The organism is Streptococcus sp. FSL L8-0526 (genome assembly GCF_038007145.1).
GTDB classification, from domain to species: domain Bacteria; phylum Bacillota; class Bacilli; order Lactobacillales; family Streptococcaceae; genus Streptococcus; species Streptococcus thermophilus.
Map to the genome: position 1 here is coordinate 1,322,726 of NZ_JBBOWP010000001.1, position 18,349 is coordinate 1,341,074.

At 37.9% G+C, this 18,349-nt stretch carries 11 protein-coding genes, 6 pseudogenes and 1 CRISPR repeat array (1 of these 18 only partly in view); of the genes and pseudogenes, 1 reads left to right on the forward strand and 16 read right to left on the reverse strand.

Features of this window, described 5'->3' with window-relative positions:
- Positions 1 to 13: 13 nt before the first annotated feature.
- The 5 pseudogenes from nt5e to NSQ85_RS07020 all read right to left on the reverse strand — a co-directional run.
- Positions 14 to 2,262 (reverse strand): annotated as a pseudogene (gene nt5e / locus NSQ85_RS07000) (cell surface ecto-5'-nucleotidase Nt5e).
- Between the two features lie 199 nt (positions 2,263 to 2,461).
- Positions 2,462 to 3,052: pseudogene (locus tag NSQ85_RS07005) on the reverse strand (amino acid ABC transporter permease); the annotation flags it as partial.
- Between the two features lie 58 nt (positions 3,053 to 3,110).
- Positions 3,111 to 3,961: pseudogene (locus tag NSQ85_RS07010) on the reverse strand (transporter substrate-binding domain-containing protein).
- A 54-nt stretch (positions 3,962 to 4,015) separates the two neighbouring features.
- Positions 4,016 to 4,591 (reverse strand): annotated as a pseudogene (locus tag NSQ85_RS07015) (amidase family protein); the annotation flags it as partial.
- A pseudogene (locus NSQ85_RS07020) lies at positions 4,583 to 4,846 on the reverse strand (hypothetical protein); the annotation flags it as partial. The pseudogenes NSQ85_RS07020 and NSQ85_RS07015, both read right to left, overlap by 9 nt.
- Before the next feature lie 286 nt (positions 4,847 to 5,132).
- Here NSQ85_RS07020 and NSQ85_RS07025 point away from each other — a divergent pair.
- Complete coding sequence (locus NSQ85_RS07025; RefSeq protein WP_340781486.1) at positions 5,133 to 6,584, forward strand: peptide MFS transporter; 1,452 nt, start codon at positions 5,133 to 5,135, stop codon at positions 6,582 to 6,584.
- A 159-nt stretch (positions 6,585 to 6,743) separates the two neighbouring features.
- Here NSQ85_RS07025 and NSQ85_RS07030 read toward each other — a convergent pair.
- From NSQ85_RS07030 to cas6, 11 genes and pseudogenes are all read right to left on the reverse strand, one after another.
- Positions 6,744 to 7,162, reverse strand: a pseudogene (locus NSQ85_RS07030) (amidase family protein); the annotation flags it as partial.
- 117 nt (positions 7,163 to 7,279) lie between these two features.
- Positions 7,280 to 7,909, reverse strand: coding sequence for an orotate phosphoribosyltransferase (pyrE, locus tag NSQ85_RS07035; protein WP_011681117.1), 630 nt, complete (start codon positions 7,907 to 7,909; stop codon positions 7,280 to 7,282).
- A gap of 89 nt (positions 7,910 to 7,998) precedes the next feature.
- Positions 7,999 to 8,694 carry an orotidine-5'-phosphate decarboxylase gene (gene pyrF / locus NSQ85_RS07040; RefSeq protein WP_340781488.1) on the reverse strand — a complete coding sequence of 232 codons (696 nt, stop codon included), beginning with the start codon at positions 8,692 to 8,694 and terminating at the stop codon, positions 7,999 to 8,001.
- A gap of 197 nt (positions 8,695 to 8,891) precedes the next feature.
- The gene (csm6, locus tag NSQ85_RS07045) at positions 8,892 to 10,178 is read right to left on the reverse strand and encodes a type III-A CRISPR-associated CARF protein Csm6 (RefSeq protein WP_179974494.1); all 1,287 of its coding nucleotides are present in this window, start codon (positions 10,176 to 10,178) and stop codon (positions 8,892 to 8,894) included.
- A 14-nt stretch (positions 10,179 to 10,192) separates the two neighbouring features.
- A complete protein-coding gene (gene csm6 / locus NSQ85_RS07050) occupies positions 10,193 to 11,353 on the reverse strand; it encodes a type III-A CRISPR-associated CARF protein Csm6 (protein WP_340781490.1) in 1,161 nt (386 codons plus the stop codon).
- The gene (gene csm5 / locus NSQ85_RS07055) at positions 11,350 to 12,411 is read right to left on the reverse strand and encodes a type III-A CRISPR-associated RAMP protein Csm5 (protein WP_179974492.1); all 1,062 of its coding nucleotides are present in this window, start codon (positions 12,409 to 12,411) and stop codon (positions 11,350 to 11,352) included. The genes csm6 (NSQ85_RS07050) and csm5 overlap by 4 nt, the downstream gene beginning before the upstream one ends.
- A gap of 2 nt (positions 12,412 to 12,413) precedes the next feature.
- Complete coding sequence (gene csm4, locus NSQ85_RS07060) at positions 12,414 to 13,313, reverse strand: type III-A CRISPR-associated RAMP protein Csm4 (protein ID WP_014608283.1); 900 nt, start codon at positions 13,311 to 13,313, stop codon at positions 12,414 to 12,416.
- A 1-nt stretch (position 13,314) separates the two neighbouring features.
- On the reverse strand, positions 13,315 to 13,977 hold the full coding sequence (gene csm3 / locus NSQ85_RS07065) for a type III-A CRISPR-associated RAMP protein Csm3 (protein WP_179974491.1): 663 nt from the start codon (positions 13,975 to 13,977) through the stop codon (positions 13,315 to 13,317).
- Positions 13,977 to 14,369, reverse strand: a complete 393-nt coding sequence (csm2, locus tag NSQ85_RS07070; protein WP_014621548.1) for a type III-A CRISPR-associated protein Csm2 — start codon at positions 14,367 to 14,369, stop codon at positions 13,977 to 13,979. Before csm2 ends, csm3 begins: the two co-directional genes overlap by 1 nt.
- A 3-nt stretch (positions 14,370 to 14,372) precedes the next feature.
- Positions 14,373 to 16,649 (reverse strand): type III-A CRISPR-associated protein Cas10/Csm1, encoded by a 2,277-nt coding sequence (gene cas10, locus NSQ85_RS07075; protein WP_340781491.1) that lies wholly within the window; start codon positions 16,647 to 16,649, stop codon positions 14,373 to 14,375.
- A complete protein-coding gene (gene cas6 / locus NSQ85_RS07080; protein WP_084830622.1) occupies positions 16,630 to 17,361 on the reverse strand; it encodes a CRISPR-associated endoribonuclease Cas6 in 732 nt (243 codons plus the stop codon). The genes cas10 and cas6 overlap by 20 nt, the downstream gene beginning before the upstream one ends.
- 132 nt (positions 17,362 to 17,493) lie before the next feature.
- A CRISPR array of direct repeats spans positions 17,494 to 18,349; the repeat unit is 36 nt; unit sequence GTTTCCGTCCCCTCTCGAGGTAATTAGGTTTATATC; it runs 43 nt beyond the window's last position.

The following is an 18,349-nucleotide window of genomic DNA, read 5'->3' on the forward strand; positions in this document are numbered from 1 at the left end:
GCAGAGAAGCTATTTAATTTTTCTCTTTACCTTTGTGTTTGCCACTAAGTCCAAATATCGTAAGCAACATGCCTAGTCCAAGAAGACCTGCATGTGAAGCTTTATCCCCTGTTGTTGGAAGTTCTTCGGTTTGGTTTGAAGTTTCAGTAACTTTTTCAGTTTCTTTAAGAGTTTCGTTTGAAATTGAAACGAAGAAGACTTTACCGTTAGGTGTTGTTACTACTTTAGATACCACTGGTTTCGTTTTTTCTGAAACTTTAGAAGCTACAGTTGAGTCAACAGGATTTACTGGATTAACCGTTGTATCTTCTGCATTCTCTTTCTTGTTCAAAGCAGCAAAATCGGCACTTGAAATAGAAATTGTACGTGAATTAGGATTAATAACTTCGTATTTCGTAAGATCTGAACGCGTCAAGTAATCGGCAAAGACTGTATCGAGTGAAGGACCTTCTTCACGAGGACCACCAAGCATTGTGAAGCCATCACCACCAGCAGCCAAGAAATCGTTTGTTACTAGATAATAAGTTTCAGTAGTGTTGAGTGGTTTATAGACACCAGTTTCTGGATCTAAAATGTCAATTGATAGGATACGTTTTTCAGTTGGAAGAGTTGTGTCATAATATACACGACCTCCAGCGACTTGAAGGAAGCCACCTGAAGGTTCAAGAAGAGGTTGACCATTTTCGTCAAAAACGTTTTTACCACTTTCATCAACTTGGAGAATTGATCCAAGTGATTTCACAAACATATCATAGATGTTTTGTCCAGTTACTTGAATTTGAGCAACAGAGTTACCAAAAGGAAGAACGGCAATAATATCACCTTTAGTAATCGGTTTGTCCTTAGCAATTGTTTCACGAAGACCACCACCGTTAGTTACTGCAAGATTTGATTTGTGTGTAAAGGCAGACTGACCATAATCCAAAAGTGCGTCAGCAACCGCATTACCGAGGTTTGTTTCACGAACACGAACGTCCATACGGTCACCGCTAAGTTTTACAGGACTATTGTCAATGACAACTTTAGAAGATTCTGCCTTGTACTTAGCTTGAATGTCATCAATCATAGCTTTAACAGTAGGGTTAACTTGGTAATTTTTCTTAGCTTCGTCATGTGTAATCACTCCATATGACAAAACACGGTCAGAATTATAGACAACACGGCCAACATTATTTAGGTAGCTACCTGTTTGATTGTAAGTAACATTATCTCCGTAAGTTGCTGTATGAAGGGTATGTGAGTGCCCATCTAGAACAAGTACACGTTTACCTTTAAGTGGTGCATAATTTGAAAGAGCTTCTTCCAAAGTTGATCCACGCCAGTCTACTGGTGTCGTAGTATCAATACCCAAATGAGCAAGAACAATGTAAGTTTCGTAATCTTTACCTTCGGCACGAGCGTTTGATTCTACTTGGTCGACCACATCCTTAACTTCAGTAATAGGATTAGTGAAAGAGACACCAGGAAGGTTACGTGGGTGTGTTTTAGTAGCTGTTTCAGGCGTCGTAACACCAATAACTACTACTTCATCTCCATCAATACCAGGCGTTTTATCAACGATTGTCGATGGTTGGAAAAGACGAACACCGTTGACATAGACATTAGATGTGATTATTGGAAATTGATTTGTTTGCTCAAACGACGCAATTGATCAAGTCCAAAGTCAAACTCATGGTTACCGACTGTCATGGCATCAAAACCGACCGCATTCATGACAGCAGCCATATCCTCACCCTTAGAACTATTTGAAATTGGAAGACCTTAGAAAGAGTCCCCAGAATCAAAGACAAGGGTTGTTCCTTTAGACCGCGTGTCATTTACGATACCTGATAAGAGTGCATCGCCAATGACTCCATTATGGTCATCCTCTACTATATGACCGTGAACGTCGTTAGTGTGGAGAACAGTTACAGTATCATTATTGTCACTTGCGCTAGCGTTTGTCACAACTGCTGGTGGTGCTGGGCTTGCAGTTGCAGTTGCTGTTTCATTGGCCGTAGCAACTGGTGCTACGCTAGTTTCAGCTGTTGAAGTTGTAATAACTGATATTGAGCTAGCTAGAGGTGTTTCAGACTCGTTTGACGCGGTTGTTGCTGCAGTAGATGTCATATCGGTAGTTGCCTCTGTGGTTACTACTTCTGTACTTGGTGCTGTAACAGCTGTACTAGTTTCTACTTCGTCAGCCTTAACAGCATTAGCCAAGATGGCTGTTGATACAAGTAGGGTTGATAGGGTCGTTGCAACAATTGTTTTCTTTTTCATCACTAAAAAACCTTTCAAAAGAATATCGTTAATATTATAACATAATTATATTTATGTAAGAGGTTTAAATATTAAAGAATTCTAAATATTGTGATAAACAGACCAAGATACTTTTCTCTGTCTGTTTTATTCTTAATATACCGTTAAACGTTTTTTTGACTTGCCCTTGAAGAAGCTCTAAAATGAAACTAAGTACTCAGTAAATAAAGGCGATTAGAATATACATAGACATGTAGTCATACTCACGCCCACCAATATTTTTTGTGTTTTGGAAAATGTCAGGCACTGTAATCATAGCTGCCAATGAGGAACTCTTAACCATATCAATAAGGACATTGCAAGTGGTGCTACTGCAATACGTAGGGCTTGAGGTAAAATGATGTGACGAATAATTGGCTTTTGAGTAAGTCCTAGAGATCGAGCAACCTCCCACTGTCCCTTATCTACAGCAGAAATGGATGAACGGAAAATCTCTGACATATAGGCTGCACTTACGGTAGAAAAACCAATTAGGGCACATAAAAGAGCGGGTATCTGAATGCCAACATAAGGCAGACCAAAGTAAAAAATGAAGAGCATGACCAACATAGGAACCCCACGCATAAGTGAAATAATGTAGATACAGGCTGGATACTTTAACCAAGGCTTTTTGACATCCGCATAAAGGCAAGAAGAATAGCAAAAAAGTTTCCAATGATAAAGCTCAAAACTGAGATTCCTATGGTGTATGGTAGACCTGTTAGGGGACATAGGGAATACTTTTTGAAATCAGCGAAAAATCAATAATCATAAGTCTATCTTTCTAAACATAACTTTATCAAATAAGCGATCCATTTGAATCGCTTATCTTATTCGATATCAGAGATATCAATCTCAGTGTAGTCAACTTTAGTTTTCTTTGTAACATCTTGACCAGCAAAGAATTTCTCTGAAATCTTGGTAAGAGTACCATCTTTTTTCATATCTTTGATCGCTTTATTGACCTTTTCTTGAAGGGTTTTATTTTTCAAGAAAAGGTGAAGCTAGTTGAATAAGGGTTACTGTAGATACCATCGTTGATTTTTACAGGGTAATTGTCCTTGATAGCAGCGACTGCTATCTCTTGCAAATAATAATCGTTAACGATAACATCTGTACGGCCATTTACCAAGTCTTACATGTACACATTATTGGTAACATTGTCATAAACAATAAGTTCGGCACCCATTTTTTTAGTAATCTTCATGTATTTAGTACTTGCAGCACCCATTGCTTTCTTACCTTTGAGGTCTTCCCATAAAGAGATTCCTGAGCTATCAGATTCACGAACCACCATAGAAGTGAATGAATACTTATATGGTTCAGAACGTAGGATTTTTTTAACGTTCTTATTGTCATCTTCTAGTGAGTGGTTAGCGATATCTACGTGACCACTATTTACAGAAGTAAGCATACCATCGACGCCCATCTCAGTGAAGTCGATTTTTAACTTAAGACGTTTCCAACTTCTTTAAGAATTTCAACATCGTAACCAGTCAAATTGTTATCATCGTCGTGGTAAGTCTGTGGGTAAAGGGTTCCAGCAGTCGCAACCTAAATACTGCCACGCTTCTCAATCTTTTCCCAGTTCTTGTCAGCTGAACTTTGTGATGAGCAAGCAACCAAAAAAGACCGCAGCCAAGATTAGGCTGAAAACAGCGAAAAACTCTTTTTCATCTATATATGTCTCCTTAAAACAAATAATGAAGTTAAGTTAAAAACTTATAATCTTAAACTACACTATTTGAAAGAGTTTTACATAAAATTGAACTGAGAATGAATATGTCTGGTTAAAAATTGAACGTTCTTCCATTTGCTTGGCTAACAGTAGCAAGAGATCCTCTCTTCCTTTGGGGACTGTCAGTTAAACACCAAGCGATAATCCATCTGCATTACGATAGATAATAGATAAAGAAATCGATGGTTGACCCGTCAAGTTAGCTTGCTGAGTAAAGGGGGTCCAATCTAGGCTATCCGCAAACATGGCCCAAATAAGTTCCTGTTGCTTTGGCCAATCAAAATCAGCAATCGGTTTGAGTTGATTTTGTAGGATTTCAGATAGAGCAAACTGTCCGTGATTAGGTGACACATCCGCAACTGTAGGTGTCAGAAAAATATCGTAAGACTCATGAAAGACTGCCATCTGATAGCTCTATACAGGTCCCACTGAGCTAGTATTTTAGAGTAAACTTTGGCTGGAATCTTTTGACCCGATTGAAAAATGGGCCCAAGTCATTAACTCCATATATTCAAGTGTCATCGAACGGCCCAAAGCACCTTCTGTACCATCAAACATTGCAGCTGTCTCCACCATGGCTTGTTGCTTGCTAGCGAGTTCCGCCACTTCAATGGCACCGTTAATTACAGACATCACGGGTGCAAACGACTTCGTATCTGCTGACACATAAAACATGTCAGCATTCCCATAGATTGCCGATCTACGTGTCAAATTAACCGATACTTTATACCGATTAGCCTCAAAAACAATATGATTATAATTGAAATCATGTGCATAGTGGAATAGTGAGGAGATAAATTCCCCTGCGTCAAACTTTTCTTTTGCCATACTTTTGGACATCCCAACGGGTACGTCATTCCTTTAACTTAAATTCGTTTACCCTCTATTGTATAGATAAATCCACGGTCTGACCACTAATTCGCCCTATTTTACGATATCTTCACGTCAACCTATCGGTTAAGCACGCCTAATATGATATTATTTTGATACTAAATTGGGTAAATAATTTGTATTTTACACCATTTTAGCATAAAATAGAAGGATATTTTTAATAAATATGTTTGTAACGTTGTTAATTCAATAGCAACGTATCAAAAATCAATCGGAGAATTTCATGGAAGACAAAGGAAAGACATTTTTCGGTCAACCTTTAGGACTGTTAACACTGTTCATGACTGAAATGTGGGAGCGTTTCTCATACTATGGTATGCGCGCCATCTTGCTTTACTATATGTGGTTCCTCATCAGTACTGGTGATCTACACATTACACGAGCAACAGCCGCATCAATCATGGCAATTTACGCTTCAATGGTTTACCTTTCTGGTACGATCGGTGGTTTCGTAGCCGATCGTATCATCGGAGCACGTCCAGCTGTATTCTGGGGTGGTGTTCTCATCATGCTTGGACATATCGTGCTCGCTTTGCCTTTTGGCGCAAGCGCATTGTTTGGGTCAATGATCTTAATTATTATCGGAACTGGTTTCTTGAAGCCAAACGTTTCAACATTGGTTGGGACATTGTATGACGAACATGATCGTCGTCGTGACGCTGGTTTCTCAATCTTTGTGTTTGGTATTAACTTGGGTGCGTTTATTGCACCACTTATCGTTGGTGCTGCACAAGAAGTTGCAGGTTACCACGTGGCCTTCTCATTGGCAGCAATCGGTATGTTTATTGGTTTGCTGGTTTATTACTTCGGTGGTAAGAAAACATTGGATCCGCATTACTTGCGCCCAACTGATCCACTAGCACCAGAAGAAGTTAAGCCATTACTGGTTAAGGTAAGCTTAGCTGTTGTTGGCTTTATTGCAATCATCGTTGTGATGAACCTTGTCGGTTGGAATTCATTGCCTGCCTACATCAATCTCTTGACGATTGTTGCGATCGCCATTCCGGTTTTCTATTTTGCTTGGATGATTTCTTCAGTGAAGGTGACGTCAACTGAACATTTGCGTGTTGTGTCTTACATCCCACTTTTCATCGCTGCTGTTTTGTTCTGGGCGATTGAAGAACAAGGCTCAGTTGTGTTGGCAACATTTGCTGCTGAACGTGTTGATTCATCTTGGTTCCCTGTCTCATGGTTCCAATCATTGAACCCACTGTTCATCATGCTTTACACACCATTCTTCGCTTGGCTATGGACTGCCTGGAAGAAAAACCAACCATCATCACCAATAAAATTTGCCGTTGGTTTGATGTTTGCCGGCTTAAGCTTCTTGCTAATGGCCATTCCTGGTGCTTTGTATGGCACAAGTGGTAAAGTATCACCACTATGGTTAGTTGGTTCATGGGCCCTTGTTATCCTCGGTGAAATGTTAATTTCACCTGTCGGCCTATCCGTCACAACTAAGTTGGCACCAAAAGCCTTTAATTCTCAAATGATGTCAATGTGGTTCTTGTCATCAGCGGTAGGTTCTGCTTTGAACGCACAACTGGTGACGTTGTATAACGCCAAATCTGAAGTCGCTTACTTCTCTTACTTCGGATTAGGTTCTGTTGTACTTGGTATTGTTCTCGTCTTCCTATCAAAGCGTATTCAAGGTTTGATGCAAGGTGTTGAATAAATTGCATAAAAAAGCGCTCATATATTGTGAGCGCTTTTTTTATGCTTAATTATTTCACATCGTCGGGCTTTGTCAGCAACTTTTTCAGCAGCCTTGTCAACATTTTCATTAACTTCTTTAGCCTTATCAGCAGCTTTATCAGAGAAATCTTCAGCTTCAACTTGACCAGCCAGTATTTCGTGTCGCATCGTCAGGCAGATTGACAGAACCATGAATCTGGGCATCACTGATATTTTTGAAACCAAACTCAGTAGTGCTAGAACCCCTAAAATAATGAAGCCCAGTTCTTCAAGCTTCTTGACATAGTTATCCGTTTCTTTAGCATGGTAACTTGTAAATAGGCGAGAACCTGCTGTTGAAGGCTCCCCGGCTTGCTCCTGACCTAAATCCTTCAGGAAAATTGGTACTCCTGAAAAAGGCTTATCAGAAAAATCTCGATTTTCTGCTTCTACCAATGCTTTCTCGTAACGTTGATTGACAATAGCATTGATTTTAGGATTGTCTTCTCTGCTTCACGAATAGTCCGCTTCCACTAGTTCTTGAGGTCTGACCATCTTATTTTGCACGGCTTCAGCCATTGCTGTCGCATCTGACCACTTATTTATTGTCCTCTCATAATCTCCTGCTTCTATTATCTTCTAAATTATACTAAAAAAAGCGAAACGCCTAAAACATTCCGCCTTAAATCATAATAATTAGTCTTGCCAAGTTTCTTGGTTTTCTTTGAATTTTTTCAAGAGTTGAAGTCCGTCTGCAGTGATGTAACCTTTAACTTTAGCAACCTTAATCAACTCAGTGTAGTTTGAAAGAGTAACCAATTTCACACCAGCTTCTGCGAAGTTTTTCTCAGCTTTTGGCAATTCGTAAGTGAAGATAGCTACAACACCAATAACATCAGCCCCTTCACGCTCTGCAGCAGCGACAGCATCAAGTACTGACCCACCAGTTGAAATCAAGTCTTCAACAACAACCATTTTTTCGCCTTTAACCACACGGCCTTCGATCTGGTTACCAGCACCGTGATCTTTTGGCTTGCTACGGATGTAAGCAAATGGAAGGTTCATTTTGTCTGCAATGATCGCACCGTGAGGAATACCCGCAGTTGCAGTACCAGCAATTACTTCTACTTCCGGAAACTCTTCTTTAATCTTTTTCACGAACCCATTTTCAATAAGCGTACGTGTTTCAGGATAAGACAAAGTGATACGGTTATCAGTGTAGATTGGTGATTTAATTCCTGATGCCCATGTAAATGGCTCTTCAGGTTTAAGGTAAACCGCTTTGATATCTAGCAAGTCTGAAGCAATTTGTGATGCTAATGTCATAATTATGTTTCCTCCGTAAAGCGTTTTCTGTAGTTTATTATAACCCAATTCTTTCTATTTTTATTAAGAAATCAGGTATTTTTGAAAATTTATTGATCGTTCCATTGGGCCTTGATGTCGTGATAAGCTGCCACTGGATCCTCAGCTTGCGTAATTGGGCGACCGACAACAATGTAGTCTGAACCAATTTGATGAGCATCAGCAGGTGTCATGACCCGTTTTTGGTCACCAACCGCTGCTCCTGCTGGACGAATACCAGGTGTCAAACAAACGAAGTCTTGGTTAGTTGCTTCTTTTATTTTGGCTACTTCGTGTGCTGAACAGACAACACCATCGAGACCTGCTTCAGCAGTTTTCTGAGCATAATGAACCACTGATTCTTGAAGTGTGGTTTGGATATTTTGAAAATCACGCATCTGCTCTTCAGAGGTAGAGGTCAACTGAGTTACAGCAATCAAGATTGGTCCATCTCCCAAGCCTTCACGCGCAGCTTTCATCATCTCCACGCCACCAGCCGCATGCACATTTGTCATATCAACGCCAAGGTTAGACAAGACACGCATAGCTGATTTGACAGTATTTGGAATATCGTGAAGCTTAAGGTCAAGGAAAATACTATGGTCAAGCTCTTTAACGTAGCGTATAATCTCAGGACCAGCCGCATAGTAAAGTTCCATACCAATCTTCACATAGAGCTTTTCATCAGCAGGGAACTTAGCAAGAAAAGTCTTCACATCCCCAAAAGTAGGGAAATCAAGGGCAATAACAGGACGTTTTTCTCTCATTTCTTATATCCTTTCACAAAAAAACCTCCGCCAGTCAGCGAAGGTTGCACGAAAACAGGGCAGTCCCTACCCTTAGTGATGCCATAACATCTCAGTACACCTTTCTCGCCTCTCTGGACTCGATTAAAGGTACATTTCAATTTATTCTATTATAGCGCTTTTATAATGGAATGTCAAAGGGGACGATACCCAAATATCTATTCAAGCATCTTTGTAAGCTCTTTATTTTGTTTGTCATAGTAGTTAAAATAGCTTGAATCAATACCCAAACAATCAACAAGAAGCAATCGCAAGTTTTCAGAAAGTTGTTTTAACTTCTTACGACTTAATAATCGCGTATCAATTTCTGACAAACCGTGAGCAACTTTATTTCGTTCACCATTCAAACTTAAAATGCCATTAATCGCTGTCTGAAGCTGAGAATCATATTCATAGAACTCAAGGATATTCAAGTAAGATAATAGATTAAGTGTAGATTGTACTGAAAAAATGCGTTCTTCAGTGTCTTCAATACCCCTAGATTTTTTCATTTTCTTATCAATATCGTCTAAAATTGCCTCACAATCAGGAAAACTTGGATTAAGTTTTGGCAGATTGCCATCAAATACAATTAAGCCCTCATGATCTTTTTTGATGGTTTCTTCGATGACAAATTCAGCTAGTGATTTTGCCTTAATTAAGACATCAGCAATATGCTCACGTTCTTTTAAAACATCAATCATCAAATAGTAATTCAAAGCCTTCTTTTGGGAGTCATCGAGAGGAAACGATAGGATATCTGAAAGAATATACTGATTTTTGAAAACTCGTGAAAAATCGTATAGTTTCTCACGAATATAAGCGATTTTCTTTTTAGAAAGTAATTTATTATATTCTTTTCGATTGATTATCGCTTCTGCTGCTTGATAATTAAAGGAAGCAATTAAACTTCTAAGATGACGTTTGACTAATGCTTGAGTAAATTTCTCAGATTTATCTTTAATACTTCGGTCAACAAAATCCAGCCTATTATCTTGATTTTCCATAATCAGAGCATCTATCTCAGACTCAGTCAGAGCTGTGTATTCTCTGTTTGCTCTATTTTTAGGAGTAGCAACCTGAATAGCTTGTGTGTTATAGTCATTGATACGGTTAAGGGCAAAGAGAGCTGAAATAATTTGTGGTGTACCTGATGACAAGTTCAAGATGATTTCGTTATCGTCATTAGTATACTTTTGAACAATTTGTCCCATAACTTCATACATTTTGTCAAAAAGAAAGACTTCGTCGTTATTCAAGATTGTAGAGTCAATTTCAATGATAGGGTTAAAGCCTTCGATTGAGAGCAAAACCTTATTTATCAAATCTTGTTTGACCATCATTTCTTGACTATATACAAGGACAATCTTGTCAGGTCTATAATTTCTTGCGATATGAAGTAAAGCTGCATCGTGATTATTACTTATAGGATCAGTGGTCCCTACAGCAGAGATTAATATTTTCAACTTGGATCACCTCTTTAGTTCAACTTAGTCAATAATTTTTTATTCAAATCCTGATAAAAATTAAAATCACTCTGGCTAAAATGATATTGTTCTCTAACCAAAATTTTTAAGGTTTTCATAGCTATCCCCAGTTGTTTAACTGCATCTGAGTCCAAAGGACTTAAGCTGTGGGCAACCTTATTTCTAGAAGAATTCATATCAATAATTGGAGCGATTGTTCTCTTAAGTTTAAATTCTCTCGTTGCTTTTAAAAGTTTACTGTAATCAAAGAGACTTAGATAATATTTCTGAATATCTTCACAATATTCATCTATTAAACCTGGGTATCTTTTTTCAATATAGTCTTCCAAAATAAATTCCGTTAAATTTTTTATTCGTATAAAACTTTCACTTACGTTCCCACGTTCTCTTTGTAGTTCAATAGTCAAATGGGCACTAAGAATTTTTTGTTCTTCTTCCTTCAATTTTTTATGACGTAACCCTTTTGGAACATCTTGTTTAGACAGACAGTTGACAACATCGCGGATTTCTTCTCTAACACTTTTTAAATTCGGGAAATCTGACAATTGGTCTAGAATATCTAGTGCCGCCTTATAATCAAACTTCTCAATAAAATCTCGAGCAGTTTTCTTCAATAGAGCCTGACTAAATTTTTCGGCATTATCTTCAATCGTTCGATCAATGAAATTGACTTTATTATCTTCATTGACTTTGATGAGTTCATCGATATTCTCATCATTATCATGACCGATATTCTCGTTTGAAGCGTGTTCGGGACTCGAAACTTGAACCGCTTTGACATTGATACCATTTAAACGATTAATCACAAATAGAGCAGATTTGATTTGTGGTGTTGCACTAGAAAGATTCAAGATAAATTCATCTTCTTTAGTATAGTATTCTTGCAAAATGTCAGAGAAACGTTGAAACATCACATCAAAAATATGAACCTCATTATCACTAATAATGGGATCATGAATTATGAGTTCAGGCTCATAATTAGGAGCAATAGAAAACAAGGCTTTTTCAATATTACCTTGTTTTTTTGCAGTGTGTTCTGAAAAAATCAATATAACTTTTTCGGGACGATATTTTCTTGCAATATGAATTAAGGCGCCATCATGAAAATTTCTAAAAGGATCTGTGTCACCTACAGCTGATATAAGTACTCTCATTTATCAATCTCCTTAATCATGAAATTAGCTTTTCCCATTTCATAAAAGGACTCGTGGTTCTTGATTAATGAATGATTACCAGATGGAATCTTAACTGTTTTAAGAGGTGCTTTTGTGAGCTTAAGAACTCCTTTAGTTTTCATTCGACTGTATCGTCTTTGTAAAATACCATCAGCTTGCTTAAATAGAGTCTTTGTCCAAGCACCGCTCCCCGCACCTAAATAAATTGGGTATTGTAGATTGGCTTGAATCTTATCATCAGGAAATTCAGATAGGAAAAATGCCTTATAGTCTTTATAAAACACTTGTGCTCTCTTACCTAATTCTTCAATCAATCTTCCAGCTTCATCAGTGGTTGTTGTAATCTCAAATTCAATTTTTGTTAATGGAGAGATTGATTCTCTATACAAGGGAAGTGGTTTAGCTTTATTTGTTTTCGCTGAATAATCCCATTTCTGCACTATGATAAGACTCTTATTATCAAAAGGCTTACTATCACTCACACGAATTGCGTTAAACAAATCATCGTATTCTTTTCCCTTTTTTGGTCCCCAAGGGATAAGGTTCTTATTCTCTTTCGGAAATCTTCCAAAGTCATTTACAGCATTCTCATTATTCCACTTAGGGGTAGTATTCATTAAAATGGTACGAATAGCACCTTTTAGTGAGCTACCAGGAATGTAGGGATTTCCAAAAGCATCTCGAATAAACTTATTAACTTCGTTAATAGCTCCGGATGAATTAGGATTTCTGTCCGATTCTAAACCTGTTTCAGAGATACTATAACCTCCAAAAGAACGCTCTGCAATTCGGTTATCATTTAAGAAGGAAATAAGACGATTATTACGTGCATTTGGACGAGTTTGAATTAGAAATGCTTCAAACTTTTCAGCAAGCCTCTTCTCCACCATTTTATTATAGAATTTCCCCATGTCAGGAAAGTAAAACTTCTTATTTTCATAGATAAATTCTCTAGAGGTATACTTCTCTCCATTACCAATATGAATTGGAGCAAGTGTCAGGAGGCTTAATTTAAATGTTCTATAGTCATTTTTCATTTTTATACCTCCAATTTAAAGAAGAGTGGTTTAGCATAATTTAAAACAGCATGAGGGAAATCAAGTGGTCTCACATCAACAATCTGACCTTCAAATGTTTTACTAAAAGTTGAACCAGAAGCAAATTTGTAAAGATCCTGCTTACGATAATTCTCATTGGTAGCATGACTAAATGCAAAACCACTTGATTTAGTTAATAAGTAATGTCCATCTTCCATTGCTTCTTCAAGGTCAGCATCTACAGGAAGTGCTGTCGTAAGACTCATCACTTTATCTGAATGATTCTTAGTCAGTCTATCTGACAATTCTAGTGGGATATTTTGAATATCTAACTCAAAACGACCAAAACCACTTGAACGCTTTCCACCAAGACCTGAATACTGAAGACTAGACATCAACTCATTAAGCAAATCAGATTCGTTTGCGATGACGTAAAGCGACGTATCATTTGAAAATCTGGTTGTAGCTACCTGATAAAGATTGTCATCCTTATGTGGTTGATTTTTTGTCACAGTATCAATGACTGCATGCTCTTCATTTTCAAATAACTCTCCATTGAGATAATCGTCAACATTTTCTAGAGCAAGAAATTGCAGTTTCTTAGACAATTTTGCTTGACGGCGAACCTCTTTGACATCAACTGATTGATCTATTTGGTCATGTTTGGGATAACCAATAGGTTTCGGCAAAAAGGGACCAAATTGAAATGGAAAGGCATCTGTGAGCGTGAACTTGTCTTGGTTAGCTTCCGCAAGAAATGCATCGAGTTTTCCCATTTTTAGGGCTTCTAGCACTAGTGCTGAGAAGATACGGTCTGCTGAGAATGTTAATTTTGAGCTATCAAGAGTGCCCGAACCAAAATGAGCATTCTGAAAGGTCATAATATACAGTTTATAGGTCATATTAGACCTCCGCAGTTAAAAGTTCATTTAATGTTTTAACATCATAATTACCAAATACGGTAGTAGCTTTGAGGTTTTCAAAAGCAACCTTACCGTAACCTCGAGATCCAGAACCACCAAGATAATCAAGTTCAAGCAGTTTTAAACCATCTCGAATCACTTTGAAATCTTCTTCGACTTGATTTTCATTCTCATCTGTAATTTCATAAATCAACTCGAAATCAAAAGTACTGTTACGAATAGCACGTTCAATTTGTCTTGGTTTAGCTTCGGCAGTGATACGGTCAATTGTATTTTCAAATTTTACTTCTGTATAACTTCTTACCCCAAGAGAGTCTAGCTCATCAGCGTTTGACAAAAAGGCATCACGAAAAATCAAGCGTCCCATTTTGAATCGTTCATCGTTACTATTCCCAAATAAACGGCTAAGAATATCACTGTCATCGCTTGGTTTCTCAGCTACCTTTTCATTATAAACCTTGGCAAGAAGCGTTCTCATTTTTCCTTTGAGACTTGAACCAGGAATGATTGGTAGGTTGGTAATAGGATCTTTAATAACAGGCGAATCGATCGCACCAATGGCTGCAAAAGCATTACTAGCCCCAATATGAAGGCCTGTCTCTAAACGAATTTGAGCTGAAAATTTAATCTTAGCGAATGTCATTAATCTTTACCTCCATAAAACTTGAAATAGGCGACTAGTGCTTCCATATATCTACAAAATCTTTGAAGTGTCTCTCTATCTTTAATTTCCTTAAGCGCTTCAAGAATTTGACCTTTTTCTACCAAATCTTTAACAGGGAAGAACGTCTGTCTATTAACTCTTACAGAGTTTCTTCCAGACTGATAGACGAATTGTACTCTTAAATAGGAAACATCATTTATTAATTCATCAAACTTTCTTTCTTTACTTCTATCATATAAAGAACTACATAAGGATAATAACTTTCTAATTTGTGACGTTGTTAGTAAATAATTCCCTTTATTATCCTTTTCAAGTAATGAAATAGCACGTTCTGCTTTATCCACATAATTCTCATCAGTTAAAATTGCCATGTATTAATCCTTCCTAATTTCATAAACATAGAGAAGCAAAGCTAGTTCCGCCTCTTTACGGTCTGATTCATTGTTTGTATACCATTTGAAGAATAATTTCTTGAATTGTTTGAATTTATCTCTTTCATCTTTGTCTGTTAACTCTTCCAGACGTGTCAAATAGTAAGCTAATCGGGCAACATTCATCTTTTCTTCACTCTCGTAGTTTCGAAGCAATTCAATCAATTTATAAATGAAATTCTTGCCTCGTTCATCTTGGTGATTAAAGAAATAGCGAATCTGCTCTAACTTATCGTCGTAAACATTAGTGATAAACCGATCAAATTTAAAGGTATAGTCGGAACTAAAGAGTGAAATACTATCTTTCTCATTGCCTTTAGCTGCTTCTTCTAGCTCCCCTGTTTGATGTGCCATTAAGCTAATAGGGGTCTTATCAGCAAACAGACCGATACCAGCTGATAGTGTTAGTTTTCCATTTGTCCATTTAATGAAGTTCTCACGAAGTTCAACAGTAAAGGCAATAATATCTTGCCAAGAGCCAATAGCAAAAACATCATCCCCACCGGCATAGATGATAGAGAGCTTCTTATCACTAGCAAACTGGTTAATATAAACCTTGAAGAAAAGACTCATGCTTCGAGAGAAAGTGGCTGAGCGTGATAGAGTACTATATTGCCCATTTCCTTGTTGGGAGAAGCCAGCCATAAAGGCTGCTCCCAAATCATCCACGTCAAGACGTACAACAGCTAAGCGTTTAATACCTAACCCATTTTCGTTTTTAGATAAGGCAGCATAATTGTAAATTTCATCACACTGGTAATCTCCAACAAAAACATGGGTTGCCTTAACTGTACCAGCCTTATAGTCATTTTTGACATAGACACGGGAAAAAGCTTCTTGGCTCAGCTTTTTAAATGCAACACCTTTAAGACATGCGTTCGGACCAATAGGAAGCCCTTCATTTTCAGTGATAATGAAATGGTCATGGGCAATCTCTTTAGAAAATTGATACAAGCCTCGACAAATGTCACACACTTTTTGGTCATGATAAGAAACTAAATTCTCAACGGAATGACAAATCTCGCACTCTCTTTCAGAAGATTTACCGCCCCTGTTCAACAACATAAGGGTTTGATAATCATACCTTGAGATTTTTTTCTCAGAAATCATGCGACTAGCCTTTTGATAGACCTGTCTATAGCTTTCAGGTGAGTTCAGTTCGCTCATGATATCCTTAGCCGCAAAGCTTCCCCAACCAAAGGCAACATATAATCTGGTTTGGAAATTTGCCAATAAAAATTGATTGAAATCTTTTTCAAATTGAACGAGTGTTTCTACCGTTTTTTCAGTATTGGCTAGGACAAAGTAAGCATGTCCCCCACCGACATAGAGCAAGTTAGCCCGATTGAGGCCTAGTTTATCAAGTAAACTGTCTGCTATATACTCGCTCATAAAGTCAAGATACAAAGATCTAGCCTTCAATTGTTTAGCAGCACCACTCGTCGCAATATTATAGATAAAGTCTTGAATCCCTGATAAGTCAAAGCTAGCTAGGAGAAAAGCTTCTTCCTCATAAAAGGCTGATGCTTTAGTAAACAAGTCCTCCTTATAGTTATGACGACCTTTGTCTTCCAAGTAATCATAGATGGCTAGAGCAAAAGCTGCTGTCAGACGACTATGCTCAGCAAGTGAAATATCAGCGATTTCTTTAGTATTAGTCGAAGAAGGCACAAAAGAGAGGGTTGCTTCGAACAGATTTAACAAAGAGTCAATTTGTGCTTGATTAAACTCAAATTCTGCCAATTCATTTTTGATACGAGTCGCAATTGCCGCATAATCACCTTTTGAGAAAGGTTCATATGTTGCCGACGCAAAGTTAGGTTTAGATTTCAAGTTTAGAACCGTCGGTTTAAAGTAGCGTTTATCCGTTTGTGCCCCAAAAACGTTAAAAATATCAGCCTGGTTTGTATAGGTATCCCAAATCTTATCTGATGCATCCTCGTCACTCTCCTCATTTGACTGTCTTCTGTCGACACCAGAGGCAATGTTATCAGCGATATAAGTTATGTAAGCAAGGTGGTCATTTCCAAGTTTATCACTCTGGTAGTTAGCCATGTGATATCTAATTTGATCGGAAATAACTTGATTATCAGCAATCTCATCAAACCAATCCGCGCCTACCAAGGCGTGTTTTTTTCGTTCTCCTGTCGCCCTTTGAATGACCTTACCGATATCATGCAAAAGAGCTCCGTAAAATAAATCAATCTTTTCTTTCTTCAAGCTTTATCCCTCCCATACCGAGACTCGTTTTCATGCCAAGACCTGAATATTCACCGAATGTTAGAAGCATTTTGACATAAGCTTTTAGAGTTTTGGCGCCTTGTACTTTAAAGGTTAACTTTCCTCTAAAGGCAGGAATTCGTTGCCTGTGCACCCTGAAATAACTCGTCTCCAAGCGATAATTCGTGATAGTGCTGTGTTCAGATAGGTAATCTAAGGTATCCTCTTCAATTTCAGGTTGATTTTCAACCAACCTTCCATACTTTTGCATCAAACTTTGAAAAATCAAACGCATAGACGGGAAGATGACGTAGGAACCTTGAGATTTAAAACCTGTTGGAGTCTCAAAAATAATTGAAAAATAGGTTTGATTTTCCTCACTATTGAAAATCTCTAACAGTTTATCTGCCCCCAACTCCTGAATCTCAACTTTTTCGACACTGAGTTTAGGCAGATCGTTTAAAGACACCTCTTTAATCTGTAATAAGGTCATAAAAACCTTATCCTCGAGGTCATCTGTGAGCAGATGTACACCCCACTGCGTGTTTTCTTTCCCTTGGATTACCTTGGTCGCATAGGGATTTGTTTGCTGCTGATGCAGATAATCAACATAGTCACTATCCAACTGCTCCATCAAGAAGCCATGAAATTTAACAGCCAAATCTTGTGCAGGATGGTCGATCCTTTTAAAAGTAAATACTAATTTTTTCATTCGACTCCTTCATCTTTGTATGAAAAACCCAAAAAAAGCTGAAAGTACTTTTCAACTCATTGGGGCGCCCTTAATGTGCTTTTAGTCTAACACTTTTCTGGAAGCGATGTCAATACTGTTTTCAAAATTTTCAAAAAAGTCCCCTCTCGAGGTAATTAGGTTTATATCAGGTAAGTGGTAACGCAGAGGTCTACGGTAACGCGTTTCCGTCCCCTCTCGAGGTAATTAGGTTTATATCGACCAAAAGAAGTTTATGGATGCCATGAAAAAACGGTTTCCGTCCCCTCTCGAGGTAATTAGGTTTATATCAAACTAGAAACAGATTCAAATAACATACAACCCTAACCGGTTTCCGTCCCCTCTCGAGGTAATTAGGTTTATATCTGTTTGCAGCAAACCAGACACACCAAATATTAAATGTGTTTCCGTCCCCTCTCGAGGTAATTAGGTTTATATCGACAAAGAAAGAAACAGTACACAAGAGCATTTAGTTTCCGTCCCCTCTCAAGGTAATTAGGTTTATATCTGATGAAGTCGAAGTTATAAGATCAGAATACCCTGTTTCCGTCCCCTCTCGAGGTAATTAGGTTTATATCTGAAGCAACTTATTTGAATTATGATAATTTCAGAGTTTCCGTCCCCTCTCGAGGTAATTAGGTTTATATCTGTTCTATCCATTCAGCGATAACCTAGAAGAATTAAAAGAGTTTCCGTCCCCTCTCGAGGTAATTAGGTTTATATCTTAATTGGATTTGGTCAAACAAGCAAACATTAGAAGTGTTTCCGTCCCCTCTCGAGGTAATTAGGTTTATATCACATTTTACACAAAAAATTATTGAACACACTAACAGTTTCCGTCCCCTCTCGAGGTAATTAGGTTTATATCCAGAGACAGGCATTTTAACACCTCACAAAGTAATCCAGTTTCCGTCCCCTCTCGAGGTAATTAGGTTTATATCACAAAAAGCATACTACCAAGCAAATGAGG